Raw genomic sequence first — 14,348 nt, 5'->3', positions numbered from 1 at the left:
GCAGAAATATGATATTAAAAAAGCGGTCTATTCAAATAAAGAGCTGTTGAAGCTCGTTAAAATTATGCTGTTCACTGCATCAACATCTGTGTTTTAGATTGCAATTTTAGGAAGCGCTTAAAATCCAGATGGCGCATCAATAGAGGCGATGACGCCGCCGCCCAAACAAACCTCATCAATATAGAAGACCGCTGACTGACCTGGCGTTACTGCACGTTGCGGCGTATCAAATATCACTCTTACTTCTAAACCTTTATCATCAACAGCAAACACACGACAGGCTTGGTCTGGCTGACGATAGCGCGATTTTGCCATACAACGTAAGCCGTCTTCGCTAAATATATCGGCAGGGGGCAGACCGTCGATCCAATCGAGCTTATAAGCTTGCAACTCATTACTAAGCATCATGGGATGCTCGTGACCTTGTCCAACGATCAAACGGTTGTTGTCCAAGTCTTTTGCCAATACAAACCAAGGCTCTTCAGGACGGTCTTTGACACCACCAATACCAATACCGCCACGCTGACCTAACGTGTAATACATCAAGCCATCATGTTGACCGATGATATGACCATCGTCAGTGACGATATCGCCTTTTTGAGCGGGCAAGTACTGTTGCAAAAAGTCTTTAAAACGGCGCTCACCAATAAAGCAGATACCGGTTGAATCCTTTTTATTGGCGGTAATCAAGTCATGTTCTTCAGCAATTTGACGTACGACCGGCTTTTCAAGCTCACCAACGGGGAACAGCGTCTTAGCGATTTTATCGCCGCCAACCGCATGCAAAAAGTAACTTTGGTCTTTATTGTTATCAAGCCCGCGTAATAGCTGCGCAACTTCAGCGCCGTTGTTATTTTTGTAATTTACGCTGCGGCGCGTATAGTGACCAGTGGCGATGTAATCTGCACCTAGCGTCAAAGCATAGTCTAAAAATGCTTTAAACTTGATTTCTTTGTTGCACAAGATATCAGGATTTGGCGTACGACCCGCTTTATATTCCGCCAAAAAATGCTCAAAAACGCGATCCCAATATTCCATTGCGAAGTTAGCCGTGTGCAACTTGATACCGATTTTGTCACACACCGCTTGCGCGTCTGCTAGGTCATCCATAGCTGTACAGTATTCGGTGCCGTCATCTTCTTCCCAGTTTTTCATAAACAGACCTTCGACTTTAAAGCCTGCCTGCTGAAGTAAAACGGCTGATACAGAAGAATCGACCCCACCTGACATACCAACGATCACATGCTTAGTGCTAGGATTGTCAATATCCGCAAGGGTTAGAGGGCGATGAGCATTGAAAGACTCAGAAGTGGTGATGCTTGAGGTGTTTGGCATGGCTGACATAAAACGGCTCAACTATTTATACCTTTTCAAAAATTTAAAACGTCGATAAAAATCCGTGCACCGACTACGATTTATAGCCTTAGCAAGTTGATAGGGACAGTTTTTCTTTTGGATTGGGTATTATGATAAAATAAACGTCATATTATACCAGTTAATTGAAACTGGTGGCGACCGATGGTGTCTGGCTGCTAGTAAAATAGCTTTGAAAATACAGATAGTGGTTTTGAATTATTTTAATCACCTTTAACTTATCTTGGAATAATAATGATAAAAATTGGTCAAGGTATCGACGTTCACGCTTTTCATAATAATGGTCAACAGCAGCAATATGTGATGCTAGCAGGGGTGCCGATTGAGCACACTCACAGTTTGCTCGCACACTCTGATGGAGATGTGGTGCTGCATGCACTTGCTGATGCACTGCTTGGTGCATTGGCGCTTGGAGATATCGGTCAGCATTTTCCTGATACGGATGCTGCCCATGCAGGCTTGGATTCTCGAGTCTTGCTACGTTATGTCTATAGTAAAGTGCAAGAGGCCGGTTACAGCCTAGGCAATGCCGATATCACTGTGATGTGTGAGCGTCCAAAGCTAGCACCGCACAATCAAGCGATGCGCGATAATATTGCTAGTGACTTACAAACGGCTATCAGTAATATCAGTGTAAAAGCCACCACCACTGAAAAATTGGGATTTACTGGTCGACAAGAGGGCATCATGGCCAATGCCGTGGTATTATTAGTGCCTAATGCTGTTCGTCCCTAATGATGGCGAACCTAGCAAGGTAGCGACTGGCTAAAACAGTATAAAATAATGCTTGTAATACAGGGGCAATCACCCCATGTATCAGCTATATATTCACATAATTATTTTGTAATACAAATAATCATTTTAATGAACCGCTTTATCAATAGGAGCTTTTATGAGTGAGCAAACCCCAAATACTGCTGCAAACGACGTTGAACAATTGATCCGTGATCAAATCCGCGATAATAAAGTTATTATTTACATGAAAGGTACGCCGCAATTTCCGCAGTGTGGGTTTTCAGCACGCTCTATTGAAGTGTTGACTCAGATCGGTCGTCCATTTGCCTTTGTGAATATTTTAGAAAATCCAGAAATCCGTGCAACGTTACCAAAAGTTGCTAACTGGCCAACGTTTCCACAATTATGGATCGATGGCGAGTTGATGGGTGGATCAGACATCATCTTGCAAATGTATCAATCAGGCGAGCTAAAGCCATTGGTTGAAGCAAACAGTCCTGCTGCTTAATACTTAAGAATGTTATTTGAATACTTTTGATATCCAATTGAGCTTTATAAGGTACAAGCACAGTAAACCCAAGTAGTCATTTAATGGCTATTTGGGTTTTTTATTGTCTATATTATAGTGTTTATTATTGTCTCTACGCGTCAGGGTCTTTAGGCTTCATTGTTTTTGTAGGATTTACCCCCATATAGTGTCCAAGGTAATTATCATACATATAATAAGAGAAGCTTATGAATCATCAAGAAGTTGACCAGTCAGACGCGCAAAAAGAAGATGCTGAGCAAGCAGCCATTGAAAAGCGCCGTGAGCGATTAAAAAACGAATCCACGCGTATTATTGAGATTGCAAGCAACGAAGCCAATTCAGCACTGAAGTGTATTCATCAGCTTAGTGTGGCAGGCGGTGCGACAGAAGCGACCTATATCGCTATTGAGCAGCGTATCGTCGCGGATCAAGATTCTGCGGGTGCTTACCATTTAGCATTATTGGCACAGAATACGCCAGATTTACCTATCGATGCGCGTCAACTTATTGAGTTGGTCGTTAATAAAGGCGACAACCAGCAGCGTCTGGCATTGCTTAAAAACTTGCTGTTACCACCAGTGGACATGATTAAAGAGCAAATTTTGGCCAGTAATGATGGTGATGCCATTGGCTTGATGAATGCTTATTTACAGATTAATCCAGAAGGCTATGGCAGTCAGCATATGCTGAGCAGTGGTCAATCAGATCAAATTGTTCCGCTGAGCCCTGGTAACTAGATGCTAGTTATTAAGTTACTAGGTTTCTAGTTACTAAATTTAATGATGATGTTTAACATTTAATATGAATAGTTTTTACTCTGTCGTTTTTTAAGCATCAAAAAATTGTTATAATGATGGGTTAGCAATCCAATATCTAACGGCTTTTCTAAGTCGTTAATTTTTTAAATCCGACTGACGTTTATTTACCAATCACCATGCTATTTGACAATAGGTTTTGGCTAACGGTAGCGTTATGAGTCAAGTGAGGCGTATATGCAATACCCAAAAAATTACGACGTGGTAGTGATCGGTGGTGGTCATGCTGGCACAGAAGCTGCTTTGGCAGCCGCACGTATGGGCGCGCAGACCTTGCTGTTGACACATAATATTGAGACGCTCGGGCAGATGAGTTGTAATCCAGCGATTGGTGGCATCGGTAAATCGCATCTGGTGCGTGAGATTGATGCGTTGGGTGGAGCGATGGCTCTAGCAACCGATAAAGCTGGTATTCAGTTTCGCGTATTGAATAGCCGTAAAGGTGCTGCAGTGCGTGCCACGCGTGCACAAGCAGATCGTATCCTGTATAAAGCAGCCATTCGTCATACGCTAGAAAATCAGCCAAACCTTGACTTATTTCAGCAAGCCGCTGATGATATCTTGGTGGAAAATGGTCGTGCAACGGCTGTTGTGACTTCTACAGGTATTGTTTTTAAGACTGAAACGGTTGTATTGACCTCAGGAACATTCTTGGGCGGTGTGATTCATATCGGTCTAGAAAACTCAAATGGTGGACGTGCAGGGGATCAGCCTTCTATCAAGCTTGCTGACCGTTTGCGTGAGCTTAAGCTACCAGTGGGTCGTTTAAAAACAGGCACGCCAGCACGTATTGATGCGCGTACTGTCGACTTCAGCGTGATGACCGTACAGCCAGGTGACACACCGCTACCAGTGATGAGCTATATGGGTGACGTCTCTATGCATCCCGAGCAGGTCAACTGCTATATCACTCATACCAATGCGCGTACCCACGATATTATCCGTGAAAACCTCGATCGCTCACCGATGTTCTCTGGCAAAATCGAAGGTGTAGGCCCACGTTATTGTCCGTCTATCGAAGATAAAATTCATCGTTTCGCGGATAAAGACAGCCATCAGATCTTTATCGAACCAGAAGGTTTGACCACGCATGAGTTATATCCGAATGGTATCTCAACCAGTTTGCCATTTGATGTGCAGTTAGACTTTATTCATAGTATGAAAGGCTTAGAAAACGCGCATATTACCCGTCCAGGTTATGCCATTGAGTATGATTACTTTGATCCGCAAAACCTAAAGCCAACGCTCGAAACCAAATCTATTGATCGTTTATACTTCGCTGGACAAATCAATGGGACGACTGGCTATGAAGAAGCGGGTGTGCAGGGTCTACTAGCAGGTACTAATGCGGCACTTGTTACTACTAATAATAGTGAGTTTGAGACGTGGACACCGCGCCGTGATGAAGCATATCTTGGTGTATTGGTTGATGATTTGATTACGCATGGTACGACCGAGCCATATCGTATGTTTACCAGTCGTGCAGAATATCGCTTGCTCTTGCGCGAAGACAATGCGGATCAACGCTTGACTGAAACGGGTCGCAAGCTTGGTTTGGTTGACGATGTACGCTGGCAAGCGTATCAAGAAAAAATGGAAGCCATCACCACGGAAACCTCACGTTTAAAAGATATGTGGGCAACCCCTGCCAATGCATTAGGCGAAAAAGTGACAGAGCAAACGGGCGAGGTGCTGTCGAAAGAGGCAACTGCTTTTGATTTGCTGAAACGTCCGCAAATTCATTTTGCTGATATCGCTGCTATCACTGATTCGCAAGTCGATGCCCAAGTGGGTGAGCAGATAGAGATTTCTGTCAAATACGCGGGCTATATTGATCGTCAGCAAGAAGATATTGATCAGATGAAGCGTCTAGAAAATACGGCGCTGCCAATGGACTTTGATTATAGCGTGGTATCAGGCTTATCAAATGAGATTGTACAGAAATTGACGCAAGTACGTCCTGCGACACTTGCTCAAGCGGGGCGTGTGAGCGGTGTGACGCCTGCGGCCATTCAATTATTAGCTATGACGGTGAAAAAACAGAAAAAAGCAAAGGCAGCCTTAGATTCATAATAGCAGCACAAAAAATATAAGTAGTATGCAAAAAGCCCGTAACGACATCTCGTTACGGGCTTTTTTATCATAAATAAAATAATATAAATAAAACAATCATAAAAGAAAGCAGTTTACAACCTTGTTTTGCTTACTGCTTTGTCTCTATACTAGGTCATAGATTGTCGTAGTTAACGTATTTATAACTACACTGTTGCGACTATATTACCCTCCTTATTCATTATTAATTTATCTCGCTGATGTCCATATCATGATGGGCTTGTCACCGAACTGAGCCTATTTATGATTGATGCTATTGTCTTTGCTATTACCATTGTCTTGCCCAACCTTGCCTTAATGTGGCTGGGTTTTTTTATGCAGAGACGCGGTGAGGCGAGCCAGACTTTTATTGATCAGGCATCGAGCTTTGTCTTTAATTACTGTTTGCCATGTTTACTTTTCTTTAGCGTCGTCGACAGTGATGTTGATTACAGCAAACAAATCACGCTGATAGTGGCTGGTATTTTAGTGACATTCATCTTGTTTATAGGTGCAGAGATTTACGCCAAATATTTTGTGAGTAAGCCTGCTGATCAAGGGGTGTTTGTACAAGGGATATTTCGGAGTAACATGGCCATTATTGGACTGGCAACGGTTGCTAATGCCTACGGAGAACGGGGCTTAAGCATCGGCGCTGTCTATATGGGTGTGGTGACGATATTATTTAATATCTTAGCGGTTATTACCCTCAGCCGTGTGTCTAAAAGTGCGGATGATACATGGCTCAGTCGTAGTACTATGATTGTCAAAAAACTATTCACGAATCCATTGATCATCGCATTGGTAGCGGCATTTGCTTATAAAGCGTTACCGCTGCCGCCTATTACTGGTGTGATTCATACTACGGGTGACTTACTGGCCGCAGTGGCATTGCCATTAGCGCTGATTTGCGCCGGTGCCAGTATTAATTTAAAGTCGATGTTGCACCCTTCAGGCTTGTCTATGCAGGCCAGTATTGGTCGTATTATCGTTGCTCCATTGATCGCTATTGCGATTGGATTTGGTTTTGGGTTATCAGGTGTGCATATGGGTGTATTGTTTTTGATGGTAGCCTCACCAACAGCTGCCGCCAGCTACGTGATGGCAAAAGCCATGGGTGGCAATGATATATTAGCAGCCAATATCTTAGCTTTTACCACCGTTGTAGGCATGTTTGGAATGGCAATTGGTGCGGCAATACTACGCGGGTTAGGATTAATGTAGTAGCCGTTTTAGCATGATAAAACACGCCCTAATAATACACCCATAAATAGGAGTACTCAAATTGCAACTACTAAACCAAGCAGTCGTGACCGAACATCTCAGTATGCAAGCCGCCATTGGTGCGATAGAAGCACTGTTACATCAGCAGGCAGCACATCCCGATTGGATCAAAGCACCTGAACGTTTGGTCATTGAAACTTTTAGTGAAGATGACGCACACAGTTCAGGTTCGCATTTATCAATGCCTGCAACGATTTATGATGGTAAAAACGAGTATACAGCCGTCAAGCTGGTCACTATTTGTCCTGACAATCCGAGCCGTAATCTACCAACTACAACGGCGATTATTACCGTATCAAATAATGATACTGGTGAGATATTGGCAATTATGGATGGGGTTTATATTACCCAAGTGCGTACGGCAGCATTGTCGGGTATTGCGACCAAATATATGGCAAGCCCTGATTGCCAAAGTGTGGCAGTTGTAGGTTGTGGCGGTATGGCTTATGAGCAATTACATGCGGTCTTGACAGTACGTCCTGAGATTAAAACAGTGTACTTATGGAATAGAAGTAGGGAAGGTTCTGAGACTTTTAAAGCGAAATTCACTCGTGATTATCCGCAATGGGATGTTACTCTAACTGTTTTCGAAGATATTAATGATGCTGTCCGTGATGCGGATGTTATCAACGTCGCGACCCGCGCGACTGCAGGTTTATTTGATCTCAGTCATATTAAATCTGATGTGCATATCAACGCAGTCGGCGCTTATCAGCCCTCGATGAAAGAGATAAGTAATGATGTTATCGCCAGCAGTCGTATGGTTATTGTCGATGATTGGGCTGGCAGTCGCCACGAAGCAGGTGATTTAATTCAAGCGCATAATAGCGCCGATTGTACGTGGACATGGGATGATCTCAGCGGTGACCTACAGGTGCTGGTCACAGGGGCGCTACAAGAAAAAGCCGCTAAGTCTGATTACGGTGTTACGTTATTTAAATCAGTTGGAGCTGCCAGCTTTGATGCAGCAGTCGCTCTATATGTCGCACAACAAGCCGAACAAAAAAATCTTGGCGCGTCAGTGGCATGGTAATAACATTTACAATGTTAATGCTTAAAAATGCTGGTGTTTTTATAAGCTAATAAACCAAAAAGCCCTCTTTCCGAATAAGGAAAGAGGGCTTTGATATTTTTAAAAAGTAAGTTAATACACCCTAATCCTATGTTGATGACCATTATGAATTTGGGTTTTCTTTATTTTGCTTGTCTTCGCGTCGTTGCTTACGCTCTGAACTGGTACGGTATGTTAAATAACCACCGATAGCCATCACCGCAAGAAAAGCCAGAATGTACATAAATATTGACGAGCCAATAAGCAATGAGGCACCGATAATAGGAGTTGCGTCCATGTCAAACATCCAGCTAAGGTTCATCAATAATTATGCAAGTGTCTTATTTCATTGTAAAGTAAATAAGTTTAGCTCTGGTGTAAGTTCAAGTGAACGCAAGCGTGCTGCTTGATCATAGATATTAGCAGTCACAATCAGCTCGTCTGGCTGATATGTTGCCAAAAATGCAGCAAGCTTCGGTTTAACAGTTTCGACAGAACCGATGAATGACACCGACAATGCGCTATCTACCATCATTTTTTCTGCTTGACTCCAGATGCTGTCCATATCGTGAGTGGGCTTGGGCATTTGACCCGTTTCACCGCGGCGCAAACGCACAAAGCTTTGCTGTGCTGAGGTAAAGTGATAGTTTGCAGTCGCATCATCATCAGCGAGTAGTAAATTCGCCGCCAGCATCACATAAGGCTTATCTAAATAGGCAGAAGGTTTGAACTGTTCACGATAGGCGTTGATTGCTTGCCCCATCATTTGCGGTGCAAAGTGTGAGGCAAACACGTATGGAAGTCCTAAATGCGCGGCTAAAGTCGCGCCAAAAAGAGAAGAGCCTAATATCCAAATAGGAATGCCTGATTTTGCTCCAGGGAATGCTTGTACAGGACTGCCATCTGTATCATTGCCTAAAAAGTACATCAGCTCTTGTACGTCTTGTGGAAAGCGTTCTGCATCTTTCATCTGACGGCGCAATGCCTGAAAAGTAGCGCCATCAGTGCCAGGTGCGCGTCCTAAACCTAAGTCAACGCGGTCGCCATACAATGCTTGTAAGGTGCCGAATTGCTCAGCGATTACGAGAGGCGCATGATTCGGTAGCATCACACCACCAGCGCCGATACGTATGCGCTTGGTTTGACTACCTATATGCGATAGTAGTACGGAGGTTGCTGCACTGGCGATGCCTGGCATATTATGGTGCTCTGCCATCCAATAACGATTTAATCCAGATTTTTCTGCTTGCTGCGCGGTTTCAACCGTTTGGGCAATGCCTTCAGCGATGGTTTTACCTTCAGGTACGGGTGCTAGATCTAAAAAAGATAAAGGAATTTTGTTGCTCATAAATTATCCAGTAATGTGTTAATTATTTTCTACTGATATGCTTATGGTCAGTGCCAGTTTCAAGTAGCTCTAGTCAGTGTTAATGAATGATAACAAAGTAGGCTAACTCTGTATTTAAGTCCACTTAACAATTATCAATGTGTGTCTATAGATATAAAGGTGCGTTTATATTGGTTGTAATACATTATGAAGATGCCACAACCCTTATTGCGGCATAACATTATGATACTAAAAAAGCAGGTAACCTGAGTTACCTGCTTTTTTTGATTGGCTATTAATGAAACGGTAATGAATCGGATCATTAATGCTTTGCCAACATGACGTTATTTGGCTGAGTGGCTATTTAGATTGGTCACTAAGCTTATAGGCCATGACGTAATCGCCAATTTTTGTGCCAACTGAACCATGTCCACCAGCAACCAGTACTACCATCTGCTCACCTTTAGAGTTCAAGTAAGTCATTGGCGTGGCTTGACCACCTGCTGGAATACGAACATTCCAGAGTACATCACCATTCTTAAGGTCATAAGCTCGGAAGTTGTTTTCCGTTGCTGCTGACAAGAAGGCGACGCCGCCTTTAGTGATGATAGGTCCACCGATACCAGGTACACCTAGCTCCAATTTAATTGGGATAGGAGACAAGTCCTGTACGGTACCATTTTTGCGTTGATAAGCAATCTCGCCTGTAGCCAGATCAGCACCTGCTATTGTACCCCATGGTGGCTGCTGACAAGGTACGCCGAGCGGTGATAAAAATGGTCCCATTTCTACCGCATAATCTGCACCTTCATTGGCATTCACACCTTGTTCACCTTTATTGGTTTCAACATCCCCAAGTGTGTCTTTAGGAATGAGTTTTGAGGTAAAGGCAAGGTACGTTGGCATACCAAACATCACGCCATTTTCCGGATCAACAGCAAGTCCGCCCCAGTTGAAGGTACCAAAGTTACCAGGATATACCAAAGTACCATTGGTTGATGGCGGTGTATAGCGACCGTCGTAATTGAGTTGATTGAACTCAATACGGCACATCATTTGATCGATGAGGCTGGCACCCCACATGTCTTTCTCAGTCAATTTTTCAGGCTCAAAGCTCAAACCAGAGTAAGGTTGAGTGGGTGCTGCATGTTCGCCTGCGATCAGGTAACCCTGCGGTGCATCGCGCTCTTTGATAGGCACAATAGGCTCACCTGTTGCACGGTTCAAGACGTATACATCACCTTGTTTGGTCGGTACAACCAAAGCAGGCTGGACACCATCAGCTGTGTCTAAGTCAAGTAAGGTTGGCTGAGCAGGCGTATCCATATCCCAAAGATCATGATGGACAAACTGCTGGACCCAACGTGCTTCACCAGTTTTAAGGTCTAGCGCGACCACAGAAGTTGCATATTTTTCTTCAGCGGCATTTCGATAGCTACCTAGCTGATCAGGCGTACGATTGCCCATTGGGAAGTATGCCAATCCAAGCTCTTCATCGGCAGTGGCAACTGACCATGAATTTGGCGAGCTGGTTTTGTAAGTTTGGGTTGGATCATTGACATCAAAAGGTGCTGTGTTGTCAGGATCACCTGAATCCCAGTTCCACATCAGCTCACCAGTATTGACGTCATAAGCGCGAATGACACCTGATGGCGAATTGACATCATAGTTGTCATTAACAGCACCAGCCACAATAATCACACCGCCAGCTACAACTGGTGGCGACGTCGAGTAGTAGTAACCTGCTTGATTAAATGGCATGTTGTGCATCAAATCTAACGCACCATCTTCACCAAAATCTTGACAGCGTTGCCCAGTATTTGGATCGAGTGCATATAGTTTGGCATCAGAAGTTGGGATAAATATCTTGGCATCGCATTGCTTAGATGCATTTTCAAAGGTATTACCAGCAATTTTCTGAACCATTGCATTACTGGTCGTAGTCGCTTTATTGGCAACAGCTACATCATTGGCACTATTACTGCTTGCCTGAACATTCACTGCTAGAGGAGTACTATCCGTGCCTGCTTGACCAGCATAGTAAGACACACCTCGACAGGTTTGATGTTGACGTTGTAGGTTTTTTGCTACTTTTGGATCAAACTTCCATAGTGTCTCACCAGAGTCAGCATCTAGTGCCATTACCCAGTTATGAGGCGTACATAGGTACAGCGCATTGCCAATTTTTAGCGGCGTTGCTTGATAAGTGGTCTCGCCGACATCGTCAGGACCTTTAACATCACCTGTTTGGATTTGCCAAGCCAACTCTAAATCTTTGACATTATCAGTGTTGATTTGAGTCAAAGGAGAGTAGCGTTGCCCATAGTTAGTACCACCATACGCGCTCCACTCACCTTCGGGTGTTTGCTCGCCATTTGATAATGGGTCACCAAGATTGGCAGAAGTGTCGTCTTTATTAGAGGCAGTTAAATCAAGTTCACCTAACTTGTCAGTAGCATTGTTTGCTAAGCTCCCAAAAGAGAGCAATGCACCTACAACCACACTAGCGAGCAACCCCCAATAATAAAGAGGGCTTTTCTTAACTGCATGTGTGGTTGATGTAGGATTAGCAGAGCTCGTCGATACCTGAGCCTTATCCCCACGCATCTTATCAGAGACCCACGGCAATAGCATGAGCAAACCAAATATGAGCGGGAAGCCAACACGAGGCGCTAGCGCCCACCAATAAAAACCAGATTCCCAAAGTGCCCAAACAATGGTTGCTACGATAAATATCGCGTAAACCCCATAAGCGCTCCAATGTTTTTTGAACAATAAAAATGCTGTCGTTAGCATGGCAATGCCAGCAAAAAGATAGTACGGACTACCGCCTAGAGAGAGCAAGTAAGCACCGCCGACAAGCAAAGGGACGGCAAAAACTGCCATAATGATCGCTACGAATTTTTCCATGAGCGGTATAACCTGTTTACATAAGATCAAATGGACATGCAGTGATCGACACCCAGTAACAGTCATTAATAATGAGATGTCTAGGCGTCCAGCAATACATGCATAAATAAAAAATAGAACGTTGAATAACGTTCTAGACTGTATTTTATCACTTATGCATAAGATCGGTAAAGGTGGAGCAAGGTAAGAGTGTCTGTTTAGCAGGATTGTTTTAGTTGTTGAATTGTTTCTGACATAGCTCCATAAAGGCACGACCGTATTGGCGAATTTCCGCATCGTTTTGAACTATTATCAAAGACTAAATTTTAGTATTGCAACATGAGTCAATTAAGTATTAATTTCTCATATGCTGGTCTAATTGCTTTGTGTTCTAGGCAACATATTGTGGTAACGTTAGGAAAGAGATATTAACTTATGTTAGAAAAATTAGTCACATTCTTGTAAAAGTTAACTTAATTAGATAAATATAATGTAAATGGAAAATATATGGCACTTATTGATGAAGTAAATGAGAAAAGAAAAGAGATTAGAACTGACGGGTATGCAATGTCTATTAGTGAATGGGGTTCAATTTATGAAAATAAAGAGATTGATATTCACCCTGAGTTTCAACGCTTTTATCGTTGGAGTGATACGCAAAAGACTAATTTAATAGAGTCTATATTATTGGGTATTCCTATTCCTCCAGTATTTGTGAGCCAACGTAAAGATGGAATATGGGATGTGGTTGATGGTTTGCAAAGGTTATCGACTATCTATCAATTTATGGGAATATTGAAAGACGAAAATTCTAATAATATAGCTCCATTGACTCTTTGTGGAACTAAGTACTTACCAAGCCTTGAAGGCAAAAAATGGAATGACATAAGTGACGAGAATAATTCTTTTAGCCAAGAACTAAGATTGATTATTAAACGTTCAAAAATTAATGTAAGCATAGTTCTTAAAGAAAGTGACGAAACTGCAAAATATGACTTATTTCAACGGTTAAATACCGGTGGGTCGGACTTGAGTCCGCAAGAGGTTAGAAACTGTATTTTGGTCATGATAAATAAAGATTTCTATAACTGGCTTCAGTCACTTGCATCATATGAACCTTTCCAAGAATGTATAGCTTTAAGTGATCGTCCACTCAAAGAGTCTTATGATTTAGAGCTCGCACTTCGATTTTTAATATTTTCAGATATTGATACGCAAGAGCTTAACCAGCTAGGAGATGTTGGCATATTTATTACTGAAAAAATGAGATGCCTAGCAGGTGATGATAATTTTGATAAATCTTCTTGGGAGGCTTTATTCAGGGGTACTTTCGATTTGCTTAGCAAAAACCTCTCTGATGAATCATTTAAAAGATATGATATAAGCAAACATAAGTTTACTGGAGGTTTCTTGTTATCTCAATATGAAGTAGTCGCATATGGTGTCGGTAATAATTTGAAAAATAATAATTCTGTAATAGATATAAGAGAGAAGGCCGCTAGTATATGGAGTGATAAGCGTTACACAGATTGGTCTGGATCTGGAATAACTGCTACACGTAGACTTCCAAGAATATTGCCGTTTGGTCGAGAGGTTTTTAATGGCAACGATTAGAACTAAAGAGGAATTAATTGATAAGATTGGTCAAGATTACATTTGGAGACTCAGAGAGATTTCTGAAATGAAAAGTCTTATTCAGGAGCCTTCTACTTCTGAAATTAGGAAGAGAGTATTATGTCGTTCAGGAATAGCATTGTTATATGCGCATTGGGAGGGGTTCATAAAAAAAACAGGTACATATTTTTTGGAATATGTAGCAGCTCAAAGGCATAACATATCAGAGCTTAAAAGCAATTTCATCACTTTGCTTGTAAGAGGAAAAATTGATAAAGCTAGCGAGTCAAACAAGTATTCGGCTTTTGATGAAGTGACAAGATACATAATCGATAATCAAACAACTCGAGCGAAAATACCAACAAAAAATGTTATACAAACTCAATCAAATTTGTCTACTAAAGCTTTGAAGGAAATAATGTGGTGCTTAGGACTTGATTATGGTTTGTATGAGTCAAAAGAGAAATTAATTGATTTAATGCTTGTGGGTCGCAGAAATCATGTTGCTCATGGTGAGGCCATTGAGGTTGGAAATGACGATTTCATAGATATGGCTGATCAAGTATTAGGGCTTATGAATACATTTAAAAATTTATTGGAAAACTCATGTATAAGTGAATCATATAGAGTTCCTTAATA

General features: G+C 42.3%; 12 protein-coding genes. 8 read left to right on the top strand and 4 right to left on the bottom strand.

Features of this window, described 5'->3' with window-relative positions; translation table 11 throughout:
* Positions 1 to 117 precede the first annotated feature (117 nt).
* The gene (gene mnmA / locus JMX93_RS00925; protein WP_499203739.1) at positions 118 to 1,344 is read right to left on the bottom strand and encodes a tRNA 2-thiouridine(34) synthase MnmA; all 1,227 of its coding nucleotides are present in this window, start codon (positions 1,342 to 1,344) and stop codon (positions 118 to 120) included.
* Between the two features lie 264 nt (positions 1,345 to 1,608).
* Here mnmA and ispF point away from each other — a divergent pair, with 264 nt between their 5' ends.
* From ispF to JMX93_RS00895, 6 genes are all read left to right on the top strand, one after another.
* On the top strand, positions 1,609 to 2,109 hold the full coding sequence (ispF, locus tag JMX93_RS00920) for a 2-C-methyl-D-erythritol 2,4-cyclodiphosphate synthase (protein WP_193012411.1): 501 nt from the start codon (positions 1,609 to 1,611) through the stop codon (positions 2,107 to 2,109).
* 157 nt (positions 2,110 to 2,266) lie between these two features.
* Complete coding sequence (gene grxD, locus JMX93_RS00915; RefSeq protein WP_193012410.1) at positions 2,267 to 2,617, top strand: Grx4 family monothiol glutaredoxin; 351 nt, start codon at positions 2,267 to 2,269, stop codon at positions 2,615 to 2,617.
* Positions 2,618 to 2,844: 227 nt separating this feature from the next.
* A complete protein-coding gene (locus tag JMX93_RS00910) occupies positions 2,845 to 3,375 on the top strand; it encodes a hypothetical protein (protein WP_499203581.1) in 531 nt (176 codons plus the stop codon).
* A gap of 255 nt (positions 3,376 to 3,630) precedes the next feature.
* Complete coding sequence (gene mnmG / locus JMX93_RS00905; RefSeq protein WP_499203580.1) at positions 3,631 to 5,526, top strand: tRNA uridine-5-carboxymethylaminomethyl(34) synthesis enzyme MnmG; 1,896 nt, start codon at positions 3,631 to 3,633, stop codon at positions 5,524 to 5,526.
* A 282-nt stretch (positions 5,527 to 5,808) separates the two neighbouring features.
* Positions 5,809 to 6,768 (top strand): AEC family transporter, encoded by a 960-nt coding sequence (locus JMX93_RS00900; RefSeq protein ID WP_499203579.1) that lies wholly within the window; start codon positions 5,809 to 5,811, stop codon positions 6,766 to 6,768.
* A 61-nt stretch (positions 6,769 to 6,829) separates the two neighbouring features.
* The gene (locus tag JMX93_RS00895; RefSeq protein ID WP_499203578.1) at positions 6,830 to 7,861 is read left to right on the top strand and encodes an ornithine cyclodeaminase family protein; all 1,032 of its coding nucleotides are present in this window, start codon (positions 6,830 to 6,832) and stop codon (positions 7,859 to 7,861) included.
* A 142-nt stretch (positions 7,862 to 8,003) separates the two neighbouring features.
* Here the strand turns inward: JMX93_RS00895 and JMX93_RS00890 are convergent, their stop codons facing one another.
* The 3 genes from JMX93_RS00890 to JMX93_RS00880 form a co-directional block, all read right to left on the bottom strand.
* Positions 8,004 to 8,177 (bottom strand): hypothetical protein, encoded by a 174-nt coding sequence (locus tag JMX93_RS00890; RefSeq protein ID WP_499203577.1) that lies wholly within the window; start codon positions 8,175 to 8,177, stop codon positions 8,004 to 8,006.
* A gap of 48 nt (positions 8,178 to 8,225) precedes the next feature.
* The gene (locus tag JMX93_RS00885; RefSeq protein WP_499203576.1) at positions 8,226 to 9,227 is read right to left on the bottom strand and encodes an LLM class flavin-dependent oxidoreductase; all 1,002 of its coding nucleotides are present in this window, start codon (positions 9,225 to 9,227) and stop codon (positions 8,226 to 8,228) included.
* Positions 9,228 to 9,566: 339 nt separating this feature from the next.
* Complete coding sequence (locus JMX93_RS00880; protein ID WP_499203575.1) at positions 9,567 to 12,116, bottom strand: membrane-bound PQQ-dependent dehydrogenase, glucose/quinate/shikimate family; 2,550 nt, start codon at positions 12,114 to 12,116, stop codon at positions 9,567 to 9,569.
* A 486-nt stretch (positions 12,117 to 12,602) separates the two neighbouring features.
* Between JMX93_RS00880 and JMX93_RS00875 the strand changes: the two genes are divergently transcribed.
* Together JMX93_RS00875 and JMX93_RS00870 are read left to right on the top strand one after the other, a co-directional pair.
* Positions 12,603 to 13,709, top strand: coding sequence for a GmrSD restriction endonuclease domain-containing protein (locus JMX93_RS00875; RefSeq protein ID WP_499203574.1), 1,107 nt, complete (start codon positions 12,603 to 12,605; stop codon positions 13,707 to 13,709).
* Positions 13,696 to 14,346 carry an MAE_28990/MAE_18760 family HEPN-like nuclease gene (locus tag JMX93_RS00870; protein WP_499203573.1) on the top strand — a complete coding sequence of 217 codons (651 nt, stop codon included), beginning with the start codon at positions 13,696 to 13,698 and terminating at the stop codon, positions 14,344 to 14,346. The genes JMX93_RS00875 and JMX93_RS00870 overlap by 14 nt, the downstream gene beginning before the upstream one ends.
* Positions 14,347 to 14,348 lie beyond the last annotated feature (2 nt).

The sequence above is a fragment of the Psychrobacter muriicola 2pS genome (assembly GCF_904846535.1).
GTDB classification, from domain to species: domain Bacteria; phylum Pseudomonadota; class Gammaproteobacteria; order Pseudomonadales; family Moraxellaceae; genus Psychrobacter; species Psychrobacter aquimaris.
Note: the sequence above shows the minus strand (reverse complement) of the source record. Positions and strands in the feature narration are given on the sequence as shown.